Source organism: Desulfosarcina alkanivorans (assembly GCF_009688945.1).
Lineage (GTDB): Bacteria > Desulfobacterota > Desulfobacteria > Desulfobacterales > Desulfosarcinaceae > Desulfosarcina > Desulfosarcina alkanivorans.
The window spans coordinates 365,525-382,567 of record NZ_AP021874.1 but is presented as its reverse complement, the minus strand read 5'-3'; the positions used below and the strand labels follow the sequence as shown (position 1 = coordinate 382,567).

The 17,043-nt window shown below is 63.9% G+C and carries 19 protein-coding genes and 1 pseudogene; all 20 read left to right on the top strand.

Annotated elements, in window-relative coordinates; genetic code table 11:
• Nucleotides 1-86: 86 nt before the first annotated feature.
• Nucleotides 87-1,286: pseudogene (locus tag DSCA_RS33105) on the top strand (phage tail tape measure protein); the annotation flags it as partial.
• 2,444 nt (nucleotides 1,287-3,730) lie between these two features.
• The gene (locus DSCA_RS01735; RefSeq protein WP_155314799.1) at nucleotides 3,731-4,042 is read left to right on the top strand and encodes a DUF7768 domain-containing protein; all 312 of its coding nucleotides are present in this window, start codon (nucleotides 3,731-3,733) and stop codon (nucleotides 4,040-4,042) included.
• A 2-nt stretch (nucleotides 4,043-4,044) separates the two neighbouring features.
• Nucleotides 4,045-4,515 carry a CIS tube protein gene (locus tag DSCA_RS01730; protein WP_011366981.1) on the top strand — a complete coding sequence of 157 codons (471 nt, stop codon included), beginning with the start codon at nucleotides 4,045-4,047 and terminating at the stop codon, nucleotides 4,513-4,515.
• Complete coding sequence (locus DSCA_RS01725; RefSeq protein ID WP_155314798.1) at nucleotides 4,512-4,802, top strand: LysM peptidoglycan-binding domain-containing protein; 291 nt, start codon at nucleotides 4,512-4,514, stop codon at nucleotides 4,800-4,802. Before DSCA_RS01730 ends, DSCA_RS01725 begins: the two co-directional genes overlap by 4 nt.
• Before the next feature lie 66 nt (nucleotides 4,803-4,868).
• The gene (locus DSCA_RS01720; protein ID WP_155314797.1) at nucleotides 4,869-6,152 is read left to right on the top strand and encodes a phage late control D family protein; all 1,284 of its coding nucleotides are present in this window, start codon (nucleotides 4,869-4,871) and stop codon (nucleotides 6,150-6,152) included.
• A complete protein-coding gene (locus DSCA_RS01715) occupies nucleotides 6,145-6,519 on the top strand; it encodes a YcbK family protein (RefSeq protein ID WP_011700609.1) in 375 nt (124 codons plus the stop codon). Before DSCA_RS01720 ends, DSCA_RS01715 begins: the two co-directional genes overlap by 8 nt.
• Nucleotides 6,516-6,935, top strand: a complete 420-nt coding sequence (locus tag DSCA_RS01710) for a DUF1353 domain-containing protein (RefSeq protein ID WP_155314796.1) — start codon at nucleotides 6,516-6,518, stop codon at nucleotides 6,933-6,935. The genes DSCA_RS01715 and DSCA_RS01710 overlap by 4 nt, the downstream gene beginning before the upstream one ends.
• Nucleotides 6,928-7,977: a phage baseplate assembly protein V gene (locus tag DSCA_RS01705; protein WP_155314795.1), complete on the top strand. Its 1,050-nt coding sequence runs from the start codon at nucleotides 6,928-6,930 to the stop codon at nucleotides 7,975-7,977. The genes DSCA_RS01710 and DSCA_RS01705 overlap by 8 nt, the downstream gene beginning before the upstream one ends.
• Before the next feature lie 12 nt (nucleotides 7,978-7,989).
• On the top strand, nucleotides 7,990-8,364 hold the full coding sequence (locus DSCA_RS01700) for a hypothetical protein (protein ID WP_155314794.1): 375 nt from the start codon (nucleotides 7,990-7,992) through the stop codon (nucleotides 8,362-8,364).
• A complete protein-coding gene (locus tag DSCA_RS01695) occupies nucleotides 8,361-8,624 on the top strand; it encodes a PAAR domain-containing protein (protein WP_011366988.1) in 264 nt (87 codons plus the stop codon). The genes DSCA_RS01700 and DSCA_RS01695 overlap by 4 nt, the downstream gene beginning before the upstream one ends.
• Nucleotides 8,625-8,634: 10 nt before the next feature.
• A complete protein-coding gene (locus DSCA_RS01690) occupies nucleotides 8,635-8,943 on the top strand; it encodes a hypothetical protein (RefSeq protein WP_155314793.1) in 309 nt (102 codons plus the stop codon).
• Nucleotides 8,940-9,950 carry a carboxypeptidase regulatory-like domain-containing protein gene (locus DSCA_RS32375; RefSeq protein ID WP_155314792.1) on the top strand — a complete coding sequence of 337 codons (1,011 nt, stop codon included), beginning with the start codon at nucleotides 8,940-8,942 and terminating at the stop codon, nucleotides 9,948-9,950. Before DSCA_RS01690 ends, DSCA_RS32375 begins: the two co-directional genes overlap by 4 nt.
• Nucleotides 9,951-9,962: 12 nt before the next feature.
• Nucleotides 9,963-10,853: a hypothetical protein gene (locus tag DSCA_RS01680; protein WP_155314791.1), complete on the top strand. Its 891-nt coding sequence runs from the start codon at nucleotides 9,963-9,965 to the stop codon at nucleotides 10,851-10,853.
• Complete coding sequence (locus DSCA_RS01675; RefSeq protein WP_155314790.1) at nucleotides 10,853-11,770, top strand: GPW/gp25 family protein; 918 nt, start codon at nucleotides 10,853-10,855, stop codon at nucleotides 11,768-11,770. Before DSCA_RS01680 ends, DSCA_RS01675 begins: the two co-directional genes overlap by 1 nt.
• Before the next feature lie 99 nt (nucleotides 11,771-11,869).
• Nucleotides 11,870-13,279, top strand: a complete 1,410-nt coding sequence (locus DSCA_RS01670; protein ID WP_155314789.1) for a baseplate J/gp47 family protein — start codon at nucleotides 11,870-11,872, stop codon at nucleotides 13,277-13,279.
• Complete coding sequence (locus DSCA_RS01665) at nucleotides 13,279-14,853, top strand: phage tail protein (RefSeq protein ID WP_155314788.1); 1,575 nt, start codon at nucleotides 13,279-13,281, stop codon at nucleotides 14,851-14,853. Before DSCA_RS01670 ends, DSCA_RS01665 begins: the two co-directional genes overlap by 1 nt.
• Nucleotides 14,854-14,863: 10 nt before the next feature.
• Nucleotides 14,864-15,457, top strand: a complete 594-nt coding sequence (locus DSCA_RS01660) for a hypothetical protein (RefSeq protein ID WP_155314787.1) — start codon at nucleotides 14,864-14,866, stop codon at nucleotides 15,455-15,457.
• A gap of 10 nt (nucleotides 15,458-15,467) precedes the next feature.
• On the top strand, nucleotides 15,468-16,457 hold the full coding sequence (locus DSCA_RS01655) for a hypothetical protein (RefSeq protein ID WP_155314786.1): 990 nt from the start codon (nucleotides 15,468-15,470) through the stop codon (nucleotides 16,455-16,457).
• Between the two features lie 4 nt (nucleotides 16,458-16,461).
• Complete coding sequence (locus DSCA_RS32835; RefSeq protein WP_269434635.1) at nucleotides 16,462-16,593, top strand: hypothetical protein; 132 nt, start codon at nucleotides 16,462-16,464, stop codon at nucleotides 16,591-16,593.
• Entirely contained in the window at nucleotides 16,586-17,041 is a 456-nt protein-coding gene (locus DSCA_RS01650; protein WP_197904714.1) for a hypothetical protein, read from the top strand. Before DSCA_RS32835 ends, DSCA_RS01650 begins: the two co-directional genes overlap by 8 nt.
• The last annotated feature ends 2 nt before the right edge of the window (nucleotides 17,042-17,043 follow it).

The window sequence follows — 17,043 nt, the reverse complement described above, 5'->3', positions numbered from 1 at the left end:
CGCTGCCGCTCAGGGTCCGGCGTCAGTTCGTCGAGGCCCTCGAGCGGCAGCTTGATTTTGAACGTGAGCAAACGGAACGGCGATAGATGAACGGCGATCTCGGACTGGGCATAGTGGTATCGATGAAGGATGCGTTCTCGCAGAACGCGCAGCGCATCCGTGGTTCCATGATGGACCTCGATTCCACCGTGGCGGATGCCAGCGAGCGGATGACTCGCAACCTGGACCGTATCCAGCAAGGGACCATGATGCTGGGGGCGGGACTGGCCCTGATGGCAATGCCCGCCGCCTTGGTCGCCTCCACCGCCGCGACCCAGAAGGCCCTGGGAGAGCTGGCGTCCTTGGGCGTGCAGGATCTCCGGGCCATCGAGGACGCCGCAGAATCCTTCACCAACCAATGGTCCGGTGCCGACAAGGCCGCCTTCATCACCGCCACCTACGACGTGAAATCGGCCCTGTCCAACCTCAGCGACGAGGCCGTGGGCGTCTTCACCTCCATGGCCGCCATGACCGCCAAGGCGACCAAGGCCACCACCCAGGAAATGGTCGGCACCTTCACCACGGCCTACGGGATCTTCAAGCCCATCATGGCCGACATGAACGACATGGAATGGGCGACCGCCTTTTCCGGAGCCATGGCGCAGACCGTGGCCTCGTTCAAGACCAACGGCACCCAGATGGCCGACGCCATCAAGAACATCGGCGCGGTGGCGGCCGCGAGCAATATTCCGCTGAACGAGCAGCTCGCCGTGCTCGGCCAGCTCCAGACCACCATGCCCGGCTCCGAGGCGGGCACGCTGTACAAGGCGTTCATCATGAAGGCGGCCGAGGCCGGTGACGAGCTTGGCCTGTCCTTCACCGACACCAGCGGCCGTCTCAAGGGCGTGGTTCCCATCCTGCAGGAGATCAAGCGCCAGTTCCCCGATCTCTCCAACGCCGCCGCCCAGGTAAAGCTGAAGAAGGCCTTCGGCTCCGACGAGGCGGTCAAGTTCCTGCTGCAGATGTCGGCGGGCATGGAGAGCCTCGAAGGCAATATCCAGTCGGTGGGCCGGGCCATGAAGACCGGCACGGCGGTCACCGAACAGATGGCCGACGCCATGAACCAGGACATCGGAGCCCGGTTCCTGCTCCTGCGCCAGCAGATGGCCAACCTCAGCGAAATCCTGGGGCGCACTCTGCTACCGGTGGTGACGCCTGTGATCAACGGCGTCTCCCGCTTCATTCTGTTCCTGCAACGCATGGCCAAATCGATGCCGGGCGTGACCCGGGTGGTCCTGGGACTGTCCATGGCCCTCGGCACCATTCTGGTCGTGGCCGGAGCCGTCACCGCCGCCGTGGGCATGGTGGGACTCATGCTTCCAGCCATCAAGGCCGGGTTCGTGGCCATCAGCGCCGCGCTCGCCGGGGTGGGTTCGGCGGTTGCGACCTATTTTTTGCCCGTCACCGCGATTATCGCGGGCGTGATCTTGTCGGTATATCTGCTCAAACGCGCCTGGGAAACCAACTTCGGCGGCATTCAGGAGATCATCACCGGGGCCTGGAACAAGGTCTCGCTGGTCTTCCAGGGGATCAGAGAGCTGGCGGGTTCGCTCAGCGGCGGCGTCGGGCAGATGTCGGCCGAACTGGCCCAGAAGCTCGAATCCGCCGGACTGCTGGGCTTCGTGGTCACCGTCTTCAAAGCCTATTACCGCGTTCGTGAGGCTCTGGCCGGATTGTGGGGCGCGTTCTCCCATGCCTTTGGCCGCATCCGCGCCATCCTCGAACCCACCGTCCGCACCCTGATGAGTGCCTATGCGGCGCTGGCCAGCGCAGTCTTTTCGGTGGTGGAGATCTTCGGCGTGGCCGCCAGCGCCACCGATGGGTCGTCCTGGCGCACCTTCGGCACGGTTATCGGCACCGTCGCCGGTGTGCTTCTGCAGGGGTTGGCGTTCGCCCTGAAGATCGTGGCCTGGAACCTGTCGCTCATCGTGCGAGCCCTGGCGGTGGTGGTGCGCAGCGTGGTCTGGGTCGGCAAGGCCATCGTCGGATCACTGATCGGAGCGACCAAGTTCATCTACAAGTTCCTGTTGCCCGTGCGCATGATCGGCGAGGCCTTCATGGCCGCCGGGAAGATCGTCTATGCGGTCTGGCAGGTGCTGACCGGCGACATCTCCCTGCTGGACGGTCTCAAGGCAATTGGCGGCGCGGTCTACGACTTTCTTGCCACCCCGTTCCGCTGGGCGCGGGATGTGGTGGTCGGTGTCTGGAATTTCATTTCCGGGATATTCACCTCCATCGGACGCCTGGTGGCCGACGCCGCCGGACAGATCGGCCAGGCGATTCTGAATCTGCCGATTATCAGCACCCTGCGTGAGCTGTTTGCCACCGTGCGCTCCTTCTTCGCCGGAAACACCACCTTCTTCGAGGCGGGCAAAAAGCTGCTGATCACCCTGGGCGAAGGGATCTGGTCGGCGGTGACCTATCCCTTCACCATGCTCAAGAACGCCCTCGGCAAGCTGCGCAATCTGCTGCCGTTCTCCGATGCCCGCGAGGGACCACTCGCCAGCCTGACCGCCTCCGGCTCCGCGCTGCTCAAGACCCTCGCCGACGGCATGAGCCTTACCCAGTCGCTGCCCGCGAAAGTGTTCGGCTTCGCCGCTCGCGGGATTCTCTCGGCCGCTGCGGGAGCCTGGCAGCAGATCAAGACGGCGGGCGGAAACCTCATGGACGCCGCCTCGGCTCCTTTCCGGATGGCTGGAAAACTCTGGGACGGTCTGACCTCCAGCGCACAAACCGTCGCGGCCAAGGCCGGGGCCATTTTCGGCGGTCTCAAACAATCCCTGTTTGGCAACACGCCCGAACTGGCGCTCAAGCCGCCCCAGGTCAATACCTGGGACGCGCTGGCCACGGGAGCCGTCAATCTCCGCGACCGGATCGTTGCCACGCTGTCTGCCGTCCCCGGCGCTGTCGGTCGAATCTTTACCAACGCCGGTGCCGAGGGGCAAACCCTCTGGCAGAGGCTTTCCAGTGGCGCGAGCGCGGGCATTCAGGCGATCAATGATCGCAGTGCCGGGATCGCCAACGGTTTGCTCTCCTCCGCTCGCGCCATGCTGGGAGTCCGGACCCCGATTCCGCAGGTGGCCGAGCAGAAGCAAACACTCGGAGCCGCGCCGCCCGCCGAATCGATTGGGCAACGCATCATCGAAAGCGTGCTCAGTCTCGTACCGCGTCTGGACGAACGCCTGGTGCCCAAGGCCCTGAGCGCCATGCTGATTCTCCAGCCGGTCATGGCCACTGCCGCGCCGCCTCCGCAACCGATGAACGGCATCGTGCAGACCGTCGCGGCGGCCGTCGAGCCGGTAAGTAAGAGCTATATCCAGCCGTTCGCGGTGGAACCGGCACTGGAAAACGGAGATGTCTCTCTGGCTCCGGCCGGGATCGAGCGGCCCAAGACAACCGCGCCGACTCCGATAGTGAAGCCCCTGCAATCCGGACTCACCGAGACGGTGCCTTCCGAGCGGTTGATCGCTTCGGCCCGCACCGCTCCCGCGACATCCATGCGCGGAGAGGAAGCCGGTCCGGGAGTGCGCGAACTGCTGGAATCCCTGCTCTCGCGCCTCGATGGCCTGGCCGACCGGCCGGTGGAACTGAGCGTGACCACCAACATCGATGGCCGGAAGGTGGCCGAGGCCGTCTACAAGGACCTGCGGGAGCGGAAGATCAGAAACTACGAAACCCTGTGAGAGGACCGATGAAACGCATCTTTGTCTGCAGCCCGTTCGCGGGCGACATAACCCGAAACGTCAAGGTCGCCGAGGCACTTTGCCGCCAGGTCATGAGAAGCGGTCACGCGCCGTTCGCGCCGCATCTGCTGTATCCGACCTTCACCGACGACAGCGTTCCCGAGCAGCGGGAGACGGGCATCGCCTGCGGCCTGGCCTACATGGAATGTTGCGACGAGGTGTGGGCGTTCACCGGCAACGGCATTTCCAACGGCATGCGGCGGGAACTCGACCGGGCCGGGCAACTGGGCAAGCCAATCATCAAGATTGTCGAGGTGTAAGGATGGCCTGGGATCAACAGCCCATCAAGGGATATCTGGTGGACGCCGACACGGGGGAGCGGCTCGAATTCCAGTACAACCCCAACTCCATCAGCGACGAGAAGTCGACCGACTACGCGACAATCAAGATCCCCGGCATGAGCCACCCGCGCTACCAATACGTCGCCGGGGAACCGCGCCGGATCGCCTTCAAGGTCGAGCTGTTCAAGGGGCCGGTCAAACAGAAGGTCGACTGGCTCCGCTCGCTGCAATATCCGGAGCACGCCGGAACCATGCTCAAGAACGCGCCGCACCGTGTGCTGCTGATCTTCGGCGATCTCTACCCGGGCGTGACCTGCATCGTCCGCCAGGTGAAGGCGCGTTTCTTCGGTCTGTTCGACCGGGACAACCTGCTGCCGCAACGGGCCGAGGTGGACATCGTCCTCGAAGAATATGTGGACCGTTCCATCAACTGGTCGGAGGTACGTTCATGATCGGCCGTGATTCCCGCTACGCCCGCTGCGTTCTCTACCGGGACAGTGACGGTACCTCCCTCGGCATGCGCCAGCGCATCGACACTACTCCGAGATATGACGACCGCCTGCACACCGTAGTCGAGGGCGACCGTCTCGATCTGCTCGCGCACCGCTATCTGGGTGACGCCAAGCTCTGGTGGATCATCTGTGATTACAACGACCTCTTTTTCCCGTTGGCGCTCGAGCCCGGCCTGGCCCTGCGCATTCCCTCTCGCGAACACGTCCAAATGCGCCTGCTCGACTGAAGCGTCCGACACCTCGCCATGCCTTCCGGTAAGTAAGCAGGGAACTGCGAACCGCCGGAGATACGCATGGATCTGGATACCTTCAAGCCGACATTTCTGATTCAGATCGAGGGGCAAGACCTCTCGAAGGACATTACCCAGGAGATCACTTCGTTCGTCTTCACCGACAACGAGGAGGAGCTGGATGTCCTCGAACTGTCGGTGACCGACCGCAACCTGCAGTTCGTCGACGATCCGCTGTTCCAGGAAGGCAACGAGATCGTTGCCCGCTTCGGCTACGTGGGAAACCTCTCTCCGCGCAAGAAGGCGGTCATCAAGGACATCGATTACGACTTCCCGGAAAACGGCGATCCGACCATCCGCATCAAGGCCTACGACAAGGGCTTCAAACTCGCGGGCAAGGAGAACCAGAAGGTCTGGCAAAAACCCGCTCCCGGCATCCTCTATTCGGAAATCGCCGAACAGATCGCCGCCGCCAATGGCCTCACCCCGGTGGTCACGGCCACCAAGGGAACCCATCTCCGCGTCACCCAGAGCAACATCTCGGACGCCCAATTCCTCAAGGAACTGGCGGAAAAGGCCCGCGACCGCGATGGCGACGGCGTGAGCGGCTATGTCTTCTACATCCAGGACGACGAACTCCATTTCCATCCCCGCGAGCTCGACCAGACGCCGCTTCTGACCCTTGAATATTTCACCGACACCAAGGGCCTGCTGCGCTCGTTCCGCCCCAGCACCCAATCCCAGGGAGCCAAGGGCGCGGGTGTCGAGACCAAGACGGTCGGTATCGACCCGCGCAAGAAGGACGTGGTCGAGCACAAGGCCAACAACGCCAGCACGCCCGAGCGGACGGCCCTGGGCAAACGGACCTATCTGGTCGACGGCAACACCGGCGAAGGCAGCTTCAAGGAACAGGAGACGGGGCAGATCGTGCCCAGCTTCGACCGTTCCGAAGGCTTTCACGAAGAGCCGCGCCAGGAGCCCGCCCAGGACAGCGCCGAAGGCAAATTCCGCGAGGCCGAGCTGCGCCAGGTCGAGGCGGACGCGGCCACCATCGGCATTCCCCAGCTACGCGCCAAGAAGAACGTCGAGATCAAGGGCGTGGGACGGAAGTTTTCCGGCATCTACTACTGCCACTCGGTGCGCCACAGCATCAGCGGCGCTGGCTATCTCTGCGAACTCAAACTCAAGAAGAACGCCCTCGGCAAGGGCGCGGGCAACAAGTCCGCCGAGTCCCAGGGCAAACCCAACGACAAGGAGGCCCCGCCCACGCCGCAAAACGAGCCGCCAGCCATGGTGACCATCGACGCGGACTCCGGCGCGGTCACACAAGGAGGCGGCAATGGGTGATCTCAGCAAGAATTTCAACCGTTCAGAATTCGCGTGCAAGGGCACAAACTGCTGCGGCCATTCGGCTGCGGTCCATCCCGATCTGGTCGACGCCCTGCAGACGTTGCGCGACCGCATCGGAAAACCGCTGTCCATCACCAGCGGCTTCCGTTGCAACCGGCACAACAAGGCGGTGGGCGGCGCGGAGCAAAGTTTCCACACGCTGGGCATGGCGGCCGACGTGAGCTGTCCGGCAGGCGTTTCGCCCGAGGAACTGGCGGTCATCGCCGAGGAGATTCCGCTTTTTCACGAGGGCGGCATCGGCGTCTACGCCTCCTGGGTCCATCTCGACGTGCGCCAGTCGGGCAAGGCGAGGTGGCGGTCATGAGCGCCCAAACCAAGACCCTGTTTTCCGGCACCGCGCTGGGTCTCTCCGGGCCGCTTCGGGTGGAGATCCTGCCCAATGGAATGACCGCGAGGCTGACCCAGCCGTTCCGTGTCCGCACCGGCGCTGGCCGCATCATCGAAGTGCCCGCTGGGTTCGAGACCGACTTCGCCTCGGTGCCGCGCCTGTTCTGGCGCGTGGTGCCGCCCTGGGGGAGATATTCCCCGGCGGCCGTCGTTCACGACTACCTCTACCACACCGGCAAGGTCTCGCGGCCTGCGGCCGACCGCGTCTTTCTCGAACTGATGGCGGCCCTGGGCGTGCCTCTGTGGAAACGCCAGATCATGTATTGGGCGGTTCGGCTGGGCGGCTGGCTGGCCTGGGACGCCAGTCGAAAGCGGGAGACGGAGCATGCTTGAAACCCGCGACCGTCAATCCGAAGAGCGCTACCGCAACCGCTGGTACGGCAAGTACCGGGCCTTCGTGCGTGACAACAACGACCCCGAACGCCTCGGCCGGGTCCGGCTGGAAATCCCCGCCGTGCTCGGCAGCGGGCGAGAGAACTGGTCCGAATGGGCCGCGCCCTGTTTTCCCTTCGGCGGCAACGACGACACCGGCATGTTCCTGGTCCCCGAGGAAGGGGCCTCGGTCTGGGCCGAGTTCGAGGGCGGCGTTGTCCAGTATCCGATCTGGACCGGGGTCTGGCTGGCCAAGAGCAATCCCGGCGAGCAGCCCGAGGAATCCAAGCGCACCTGCGCGAATGCCTTCTGCCATGACTGCGAGGACAAGGTCGAGCATCAGGCCAACCGGCATGACGATCTCGAACACAAGAAGTACCACGGCCATCCACCGTATTACTGCCCGCGCCTGAAGGTCCTGCTCAAGACCGAAACCGGCCACACCATCCTGGCCGATGACCGCGACGGCGACGAGCTGCTGCGGATCATCGACCGCGCCGGACAGATCCTCACCATGGAAGGGAAGGTGAAGCCGGAGATGCAGAGCGGCAACGCCCTGCGTCGAGGCACGAAGAACGCCGAGAAAGGCGACCAGCTCGACATCGCCTCGCAGATCGTCGGCTCCCGCGCCCGCATCCAGCTCACCGACCTCTGCCGCCAGCAGGTGATCCTCGAAGCCTGGCAGGACAAGGAGAAGGTCCACATCCTCTCGTGCGACAAGGGCCGCTCCCGCTGGCAGAAGATCCTCATCGACACCACCAAGGGCCGGGAGAAGGTTCACATCTGGGGGCTCAACGGCACTCAGGAAATCCTCGTCGATTCCACCGCCGCCGCCGAACAGATCCGGCTCACCGACAAGGCCGGTCAGGTTGTGCGCATGAACGCCGCGCCCGGCCAGGAGAGCATCAGCGCCACCGACAAGTCCGGCAGCCTCGTGTTTATGGATGGGGTGGCCGGAAACATCATCATTCGCTCGACGAACACCGTCTTGATCAACACCTGAAGGAAGCATTGCATGGGAGAAAGAACAACAACGCCCTCCGGACTCTCGGCCAGCGAGGAATTGCTGGCCCGGACATTCGAGCATTGGCGGGAGGAATTCCGCAGCATCCTCGAAAACCACCGCCGGGAAATCCAGGATCGCCTCGAGAAGATCGAGCGCGAAATCGAGAAGAAATCGGACAAGGAAAACGTCGAGCTACTGGTCCGCTCGATCTATTCCGATCTGCACCGGCACGCCGAGGAGATCGACCGGCTGCACGCCCGGGTCGGCTCCAAGATGGGGACCGAGACCATGTGGAAGATCGTCGGCCTGGTGTTGACCATCGGCAGCACCATCGGCGGACTCATCGGCTTTCTGATCCATCTGCTGCTGAAGGTGAACCCATGAGCTCCCAGGCTCGACTTGGCGACATCAGCAGTCACGGCGGCGTCATCATCACCGGGGCAAGCCGAACGCTGGACAACGGCATGCCGGTGGCCCGCATGGGGGACCTGCACGTCTGTCCCATCCCTGGGCATGGCGTGACGCCCATTGTGACCGGTAGCTTCGACACCATCACCGAAGGATTGCCCAACGCCCGCATCGGCGACATCACCGCCTGCGGAGCCATCATCGTCACTGGCAGTCCCGACACCATCGACAACTGAGGGGGACGCGATGAACAATCTCGAACAGCCGCAGGAACCGCACTACTGGGATGTTTTCCCGAAACTGATCCGGGTCTCGCGATCCCCATTCGTTCAGCGCATTCCGCTCTCGATCCGGGGTCTGCCCGAAGCGCCGGTGTTCGAATCGTCCAATCCCGACGTGGCCAGTGTCGATCAGGACGGCAATGTCGAATGCGGCTTCGTTCCCGGAGCGGCCATGATTCTGGTCTGGGATTCGCCCGAGCGGCTCAGCCTGCGGCACGTTCAGGTCGAGGTCTATGGCGGCGGCGTCTCCGCACCGGTGGAGGTACCTTCATGACGGATGCCCCGGCAGCCTTCAGCCACTGGGAGGCACAGCCTCGCTCCATCCGCCTCTCCGCTGGCGAGTTCGAGCAACGGATTCCGCTCTCCCTGCGCGGCGACGTGAACGTCCCGGTCTTTGCCTCCAGCAATCCGGAGGTCGCGGAGATCGGGCCGGATGGCGTCATTCGCTGCGGCTGGACCATCGGCAACGCCGTGCTCATGGTCTGGCGATCCTCGGTCCTGGACAGCCTCCGCCATGTACTGGTGGAGGTCCGCGATCCGTCCTGGTTCGCCGACCACCCGGACTTTGCCAGCGGAGCATCGGTTTTCCTCAGTGGCACGGTGGTCAACGCCCTCAACACCAGCGGTGTCGGCAACGCGCTGATCGAATTCCGCCGCTCGGAAACCGGCCCGGCTGCGTACCAGACCTTCGCCAACGCCTATGGCGGGTTCGAGCTGTCCGTACCCGAGGGGTTCTATTACGTGGAGGTCACCGCGCCGGGATACATCGCCTGGCATGGCTGGGTGAACGCCGACCCCAACACCTCCGGCGACATCCAGATCGTTCTCTCGCCCGAGCTCGACGGCCAGGTCGCTCGCATCGTGTTGCAGTGGGGCCTGAACCCCCGGGATCTCGATTCCCATCTCACCGGACCGACGCCATCGGGCAGTCGCTTCCATGTGTTCTATTCCCACACCATCGAAAACGAGGCGGCGGAATTGGACGTGGACGACACCAGTTCCTACGGGCCGGAGACCATCACCATCCATCGGCTCATCCCCGGCGTCTACCGTTACGCGGTCCACGACTACACCAACCGCAACGCCAATCCGAGCACCGGCCTGGCGCAGTCCGGAGCATCGGTGAAAGTGTTCCTGAGCGATGGCCGTGAGCAGACCTTCACCGTTCCCAACGCCCCGGGCACGGTCTGGACCGTATTCGAAATCGACGGCGCGACCGGGACAGTGACGCCGGTCAACGCCATGAGCTATCAATCCCAACCCGCCAATGTCGGCATGTAATGGAGGTTTTCCATGATTTCCGAAGAACCCGCCGACTTGCAGGCCACCATCGAACAGACCGATTCCGGCGAACAGCAGTATGTGCTGCGAGCGCTCTGCGATCACCTGTCCGGCATCCGTGAAGAACTTTCCGGCATCCGCACGTTGCTGGAGGCCGGTCACGCTGCCTCGGAGGCGATGCGCGGCCAGGCCCAGGCCTATCTGGAAGCCCAGCAGGCCAAGACCCAGGAGTATTTGGATCAGGTACAGGTCGAGCCGGAGCCCGATTTCTATCCCTTCGTCGAACTACCAGCGGGCACCGAGCCCCGTGATCTGCCGGACGGCAACCGGCTATTCACCTTGCCCGACGGCATGATCCTGCGGACCACTGACGATCAGCGAATCTGCGTCATCGACGCAGGGGAACAGCAGGTCGTCACTCCCGGACCCGGCACGGCAATCGAGGTCGCCCCGGGACGCCTTTACACCCTGGTCGAGTCCTATCTGCGTTCGACCCAGGAGGCAGCCGGTATCAGCGGACTGCCTGCCGGGATCGAGCCGACCGCCATGGGCGCGGAACGCTTCGCGGTGGTTCTGCCCGAGGGCATCCGCCTCGACGTCGATCACCGGGAGCGGTTCATCACCCTGATCAACCCGGCCGGACCTATCGACATCATCGGCATCGGCCGCATCGAGGGCATCGGCGAAACCATCGCTGTCCGTCTGCTCTCCGGCGGAGCCAAGGGATTCCAGTGCGGCCAGTCCGGCCACGGCGGACTGATCGAGGCGGACGGCACCATCCATCTGGGACTCAAGAGCGGACTGGATCTGGTGATCCGATTCCTGGGAGAAGCCGTCGACGACGGCGCACCGGAAAATGGCTGCTCGGGACAGTGCGGCATCGACTGCGAGGAGCGTGCCTGATGAGCTACGACTTTCTAGGCAAGGGGTTGCGTTACCCGTTCCGGTTTCAGTCGCTATCCGGCGGCACCCAGGTCTCGACCGCCACCTCACGTGAGCACGAGCATATCCGCGAAAGCATCCTGCAGATCCTCGGCACCCGGATCGGCGAACGTTTCATGAATCCGGAGTTCGGCTCCCGGCTGAAGGATCTGGTGTTCGAACAGAACGACGAGGTGCTCAAGGGCCTGCTGCGCCATTACGTGATCGACGCCATCAAGCGCTGGGAAAAGCGGGTGATCATCACTGAGGTGCGCTTCGACGACCGGCCGCTGAACATCGACGGCAACCTGCTGCTGGTGCATATCGCCTACCGGGTGATCCAGAGCCAGGTGGACGGCAACCTGGTCTATCCCTTCTACAGAGAAGACCCGAACAATCCCGCACCCAGCTATCCCCAGCCGGAGCCCGAGCCGGAACCGCCGCCGGTGCGCAGCGTGCGCCTGTCGCCGGACGTTCGCTCGCTGTTCAATCTGCTCTGGTTCGACGCAGCCGAGATGAGCCCTGATCCAGATGATTCCTTCATCTGGCCAGCGGGAGAATACGAAGTCGCCTACATCGAGGGAGCCTATCAGGACCGCAACGGCAAGTGGATCGTCAGCGATCCAGGTGACAACCACGGCCATTACCTGACATTTGAGGGAGCGCTCGAAACCGAAGCGCCCCAGGCCGAGCACGCCCTCTATCTGGCCGCGAGCGGTCTGGGATTCGACACACAGAGTCAGGCGGAAGACAACGCCGCTGGCACCGTTCACCGGATCACCACGTTGGAGCCGGGCCGCATCGGTCTGTTCTATTTCGAGGGCAAGAAAGAATCCCACTACCTCAACAACACCTCCGGACAGCCCAATCCCGTCTGGCAACTGCGCGGCCCGCTCTGAGGCATCCCGCCTCCGACACATCCAGGCCCCTTCCGGTAAGTAACCGGCGTGGCGAGAGCATCAGGCGCTCTCGCATAACCGCCGAAAACCGGAGAAACCATGGGCCGCGCAAGCATCGGATACATCAACAAGGATTATGAATCGATCCGCCAGGAGTTGTTGGCGAAAATCCCGCAGCTCACCGACCGCTGGACCGATTTCAATCACTCCGATCTCGGCGTCGTCCTGCTCGATCTGTTCTGCGGCGTGGGCGACATGCTGGCCTATTACCTGGACGCCCAGGCGGCGGAGGCCTTTCTGCCCACGGCCCGCCAGCGCCAGAACGTCATCAACCTCTGCAAACTCATCGGCTACCGGCTGGATTCGCCGGTGTCCTCCACCACCACGCTGCGCTTCCGGCTCTCCGCCCCGCTTGGCAAGGATCTGACCATTCCGGCGGGGACGGCCTGCCGCGCATTGCTGAGTGACGGCGAGGCGGATTTCGAGACGGTCGAGGACGGCTTGATCCCGCGAGGCCTACTCTCGGTGGACATCCCAGGTCGGCAAGGCGTGCGCCGCACCGAGACCTTCACTTCGACGGGGCTGCCATTCCAGCGCATCCGCCTGACCGGCGACGTCATCGCCCAGGGCACCATCACCGTTACGGTGGGGGACGACGCCTGGAGCGAGGTCGATCATTTTCAGGACAGCCTGGCCGACAGCCGTCATTTCATGGCCGACCTGGACGCCCTCGACATCTCCACCCTGATTTTCGGCGACGGGCAAAGCGGCGCTGTACCCGCTCAGGGAAGCGCCATCGCCGTCAGCTATCTGCAGACCATCGGGGACCAGGGCAATCTCGGTCCGAACCGGATCACTCAACTGCTGAGCCCGATCTACCTTGACGGAGGCCAGGTCTCCCTGACCGTCACCAACCCGGTGCCCGCCACCGGTGGCGCTTCGCGGGAAGCACTCGAACACGCCCGCCGACAGGCACCGGCGGAGCTGCGCAGTCTCTGGAAGGCCGTCACCCTGGAGGATTACCAGGCCCTCGCCGAGGGCTACCCCGGCGTCGCCAAGGCCAAGGTGCTCGACACCAATGCCTGTCAGAACATCCGCTATTACAACGTCCAACTGGCCATCGCCCCCAATGGCGGCGGCATGCCCTCGGCGCTGCTCAAGCGGGACCTCGCGGAGTTTCTCGAACGCCGCAAGGTCATCACGGTCGAGATCAACCTGTTCGACCCGATCTACCGGCCCGTTTCCATCGACGCCGAGGTCTACGTCTGGCCCGGTGAACCGCTGGAAAACGTGCGCAGCCGCATCGAAGCCTCGCTCACCGATTTCTTTTCCTTCGACCGGGTCTCCTTCGGCCAGACCATTCACTTCTCCGACCTCGTCGCCCTGATCGACGGAGTGCGCGGCGTCAGCCACATGCATCTCTACGCGCCGCAGCAGGATATCGAGCTGCGCCACGGCGAAATCCCGGTTCTCGGCACCGTCAACCTCGATCTGCGGAGGGCCGGTTGATGTCTGATTGGTTCAAGGACAATCTGCTCGGCCTGCTGCCGCCGCTTTACGAGCACAACGACGAAGCCGGTGACCTGCGCACCTTTCTGAGCCTTCCCGCCGGGACGCTGGACGAGCTCAAGCAGGCCATCGACGACTTCCCGACCATTTTCGATGTCGATCACTGCGACGAGCGCTTCCTGCCGCTGCTGGCGAGACTGGTCGGCCTCGAAGTGGACGGCACCTGTTCGCCGGACTGCCAGCGCCGCCGCGTGCGGGAGGCGGTCGAAATCTATCGCCGCAAGGGCACCATTCCGGCCATCGAACGCGACTTTAACGCGCTCGGTTGGCAGGGGGAACTCCAGGAAACCTTCCGCTCGGCGCTGCGTCTCAATGCCCGCTCCCGACTCAGCAGCGCCAAACTACCCGGGCTGGTGTTCAGCCTCGGCGCTTTTCGCGTGCTTTGTCTCAACCAGACCGAGGGGCTGCGCGACGCTCTGGTATTTCACCACCCGGCGGGCACGCGCTGTTTCTGGTTCCAGTTCCTCCTGGAATGGATCGAAGGCGGCGCAATGCTCGACTTCGGGCACGCCAACGCCGTGCGCCGGATCGTGCTGGCGTTTCTCGACGAGACCTTCGTCCTTGGCCGCTCCTCGCTCGGTTCCTGCCGTCACCTGACCAACAAGCAGAGGGCCTGGGAGCTGCTGCAGCTCACCAGTACCACGGAAATGGTCCCGGAAATCGACCAGGCCGCCGTGAAGGTCTCCCGTTTTCACGGCCGCCAGAACCGGATGCGCCTGAACCACAAGGCCCTCAACGACTGGCGGCTGCCGTACACCCGTGTCGGCGAGGATCGGGTTTCCTTCTGCACGCCCATCTACACCGGCCGCGACTTCGAAGGGGATGTGCTGGAAAGTGGCTTCGGGCTGGGCGAGAGCCATCTCAACCGCAAGCCGCTGACCCATGGCGAGACCGCGCTGCGCTACTGCTTTCGGCAGAAGGACTTCTTTTTCGACACGCAAGCGGAACCGGTCGAACGGGCGGAGGCCAAGTACGACCTGCGCCTGCCGCTGGAATCTCGTCACCGCCTCTGCTTCCAGCTTGGCCGTGCCAGGCTCAACGACGGTCTCGATCTCACCGCCAACCAGGGCGGCATCAGCAATCTGCTGCTCGCCTCCACCGCTGGCTGCGACGCGGACGTCACCCTGGCCGTCGACCGGATCGACCGATGGCGGCGGAGAGGGCCTGTGTTCCGGCTCAACGCGAACACCCTGAACACCCGGTATCTGAGCAATGCGAATCTGACCGGCGAACGGGCCTCGCTTGAAGTCTACGTGGACACGGGCTCTCTCCAGCGCCATCGGGTCGAGACCATGAAGCTGGGCGCGAGCCCGCTCAACACCACCGGCCTGCGCCTCTCCGTGGACCGGACCCGCCCGATGCGCGTCAGCCGCATGCGCCTCAACCAGGCCGGATTCCGCTGGTCGCGGCCGTCCTACCGTTGGCTGTTCCGTCAGCAGGACCTGCACGCGCCCACGCAGGCCGGGTTCGAGGCCGCCACCAATAACTATCGCGCCACCCAGTGGCCCACCTGAAGGAGAACCCATGGCGATTCACCTCTATCTTGACGAAGCGCTGACCCAGCAGATTTCCGAGGGGGATTTCAGCCGCCCCGAGGCCGAGAGCTACAACGGCACCGACGGCGACATCAAGGATCGGCAGCTCTACGTCGCCAACGAGCAGACGAGCCTCGCCTCGGCCATAGACGCGGCGCAGACCGCCATCGCCCTGGCCGAACCGCGCTTTGCCGACGGCGAACTCATCATCATCGACGGCGAGCAGATGCTCATCGAAAGCGGCGGCGGCACCGCCAATCTCACCGTGCAGCGGGGCGTGGCCAACACCGCTCCGGCCGCGCACGACGCCGGAACGACCGTCTATTCCGGCTACGACTACACCGGGCTGGTGCTCGATCCCATTGATGAGACCGGCACCGACGAATCGGTCTGGTACCGCCTGGCCCTGACCCAGGCCGGACTCGACACCGCCACCCAGGGCGCACCGCTCAATCTCGGTGACAAGGCCTTCCAGCAGACGCTGTCTTTCTGGCGGCGTTGCACCGTGCTCCCGGGCACCCCAGTGCAAAACAAACTCGACATCAAGCTGCGCCTGACCGGCACGGAAAACCCGATTCTCTAAGGAGGCCGCCATGGCATACCACAGTATTCAAGGACTCGCCCACGGTCGGCTCGACCTGCTCAATCAACTGCGGACCTTCCTGGTGACCACCACCGGCTGGACCCTGCATGACGACCAGTCGGCCGACCCGCAGCCGTATTTCGTCTTCAAGTCTCACGGGGAATCCGGGGCCGAGGACGTCTATCTGCAGTTCCGTATCAGCACCACCTCCGGGCGGATTCACGTCGCGGCATTCCAGTATTGGGACGCGGCCACCCACACCGGCGTCAACGAGGCTTCGCACACCAGCTACACCTACCTGCGGGTGGAGGACAGCGCCGACTTCATCTTCTGGCTGTTCGCCGACCTGGATCACGTCTTTGTGGTGACCAAGCTCGTCTCCACCTACTACGGCCATTACAGCGGCTTGCTGAAACGGTTCTGGTCCGGGGCCATCGCGCTCACGCAGGCGGCGGTCACCGCCGGAAGCGGCGTGGTGCTTCAGGTCAACGACGCCACCGTGGTCACGCCCGGACAGGACTATGTGATCAAGGACGACGCGGGCATCGAACGCGTGCGGGTAAGCGCCATCGACACCGCCGTCACGCCAAACACCATCACCGTCGAAACCCTCGTTCGGGATTACGCCTCGGGAGCCAAGATCGGCGAGGACCCGCAGCCGGTCGTCAACAGCTACTACAACGCGCCGGGCACCTTCTACGCCGTGAACAAGTTCGACGGCTGGACCTCCGCGTCCGGCCAGCAGGGCCGCTGCGGCGCGGCCCACGGTGGGCTCCAGGGCGAAACCGATCCAGAGATGCGCTACGGCACCACCATCCTCTTTCCCTGGCTCGCCTCGATGTCAGGCTCCGCCGCCTACCAGGAACTGCGTGGCGAACTCATCGAGATCTTCGCCGTGGGCGGCGGCAACGTCGCCTCGGAAGACACCATTCAGATCGGAACGGACAGCTACCGCGTGTTCAACCTGACCACCGGCGGCTGGTGCGCGGTGAAGGAGTAACGCCATGGCAACGCATAGCGGAAAGCTCAAAGCCGTCACCAGGATCACCGGTCAGCGTCGTCCGGAAACGCTTGTGTCCATGAACCGTGGTCAGGCGCTCAAGCTCAGCGGGAGGATTCGCCGTGGCCGTGCATAAGGGACAACTGGCATCAATCACCACCCGCAGAGGCATCCGGCGACCGGAACTGCTCGCCATTGGAGCGGCGCAACCCGGAGCGCTTTTCGAGCTGTTTTCCGGGGCACCGGCCAGGCGAACGGTGATGGTCCAGGCCGACAGCGCGGTGCGGGTCGCCCATCGGCTCGAACGTCGATCCGACCTCGCGCTTCGCGTGAACAACCACCTGAACCGGAGCGCCGACCTGTGGCTCGTCATCCATGGCCGTCTGGGCGTCGATGTTGACGCGGCGGTGCGGGTGACGCGCCCCTGGCTGCGGAGTATCGACACCAGCGTCCGGACGTCCGGCGCACACATCAGCCGATTCGACACCGTTCAGCGCATCGCGATCCCGGCCGGGCTGCTGGCCGACACGCGCCAGATCCTGTTCGCGGTGCTCATCGATCAAGACCACGAAATTCAGACCTAAAG

Bases quoted from the DNA above. Each gene is read 5' to 3' on its own strand.
- DSCA_RS01735 (WP_155314799.1), top strand. From the start codon at position 3,731: ATGAAACGCATCTTTGTCTGCAGCCCGTTCGCGGGCGACATAACCCGA.
- DSCA_RS01730 (WP_011366981.1), top strand. From the start codon at position 4,045: ATGGCCTGGGATCAACAGCCCATCAAGGGATATCTGGTGGACGCCGAC.
- DSCA_RS01725 (WP_155314798.1), top strand. From the start codon at position 4,512: ATGATCGGCCGTGATTCCCGCTACGCCCGCTGCGTTCTCTACCGGGAC.
- DSCA_RS01720 (WP_155314797.1), top strand. From the start codon at position 4,869: ATGGATCTGGATACCTTCAAGCCGACATTTCTGATTCAGATCGAGGGG.
- DSCA_RS01715 (WP_011700609.1), top strand. From the start codon at position 6,145: ATGGGTGATCTCAGCAAGAATTTCAACCGTTCAGAATTCGCGTGCAAG.
- DSCA_RS01710 (WP_155314796.1), top strand. From the start codon at position 6,516: ATGAGCGCCCAAACCAAGACCCTGTTTTCCGGCACCGCGCTGGGTCTC.
- DSCA_RS01705 (WP_155314795.1), top strand. From the start codon at position 6,928: ATGCTTGAAACCCGCGACCGTCAATCCGAAGAGCGCTACCGCAACCGC.
- DSCA_RS01700 (WP_155314794.1), top strand. From the start codon at position 7,990: ATGGGAGAAAGAACAACAACGCCCTCCGGACTCTCGGCCAGCGAGGAA.
- DSCA_RS01695 (WP_011366988.1), top strand. From the start codon at position 8,361: ATGAGCTCCCAGGCTCGACTTGGCGACATCAGCAGTCACGGCGGCGTC.
- DSCA_RS01690 (WP_155314793.1), top strand. From the start codon at position 8,635: ATGAACAATCTCGAACAGCCGCAGGAACCGCACTACTGGGATGTTTTC.
- DSCA_RS32375 (WP_155314792.1), top strand. From the start codon at position 8,940: ATGACGGATGCCCCGGCAGCCTTCAGCCACTGGGAGGCACAGCCTCGC.
- DSCA_RS01680 (WP_155314791.1), top strand. From the start codon at position 9,963: ATGATTTCCGAAGAACCCGCCGACTTGCAGGCCACCATCGAACAGACC.
- DSCA_RS01675 (WP_155314790.1), top strand. From the start codon at position 10,853: ATGAGCTACGACTTTCTAGGCAAGGGGTTGCGTTACCCGTTCCGGTTT.
- DSCA_RS01670 (WP_155314789.1), top strand. From the start codon at position 11,870: ATGGGCCGCGCAAGCATCGGATACATCAACAAGGATTATGAATCGATC.
- DSCA_RS01665 (WP_155314788.1), top strand. From the start codon at position 13,279: ATGTCTGATTGGTTCAAGGACAATCTGCTCGGCCTGCTGCCGCCGCTT.
- DSCA_RS01660 (WP_155314787.1), top strand. From the start codon at position 14,864: ATGGCGATTCACCTCTATCTTGACGAAGCGCTGACCCAGCAGATTTCC.
- DSCA_RS01655 (WP_155314786.1), top strand. From the start codon at position 15,468: ATGGCATACCACAGTATTCAAGGACTCGCCCACGGTCGGCTCGACCTG.
- DSCA_RS32835 (WP_269434635.1), top strand. From the start codon at position 16,462: ATGGCAACGCATAGCGGAAAGCTCAAAGCCGTCACCAGGATCACCGGT.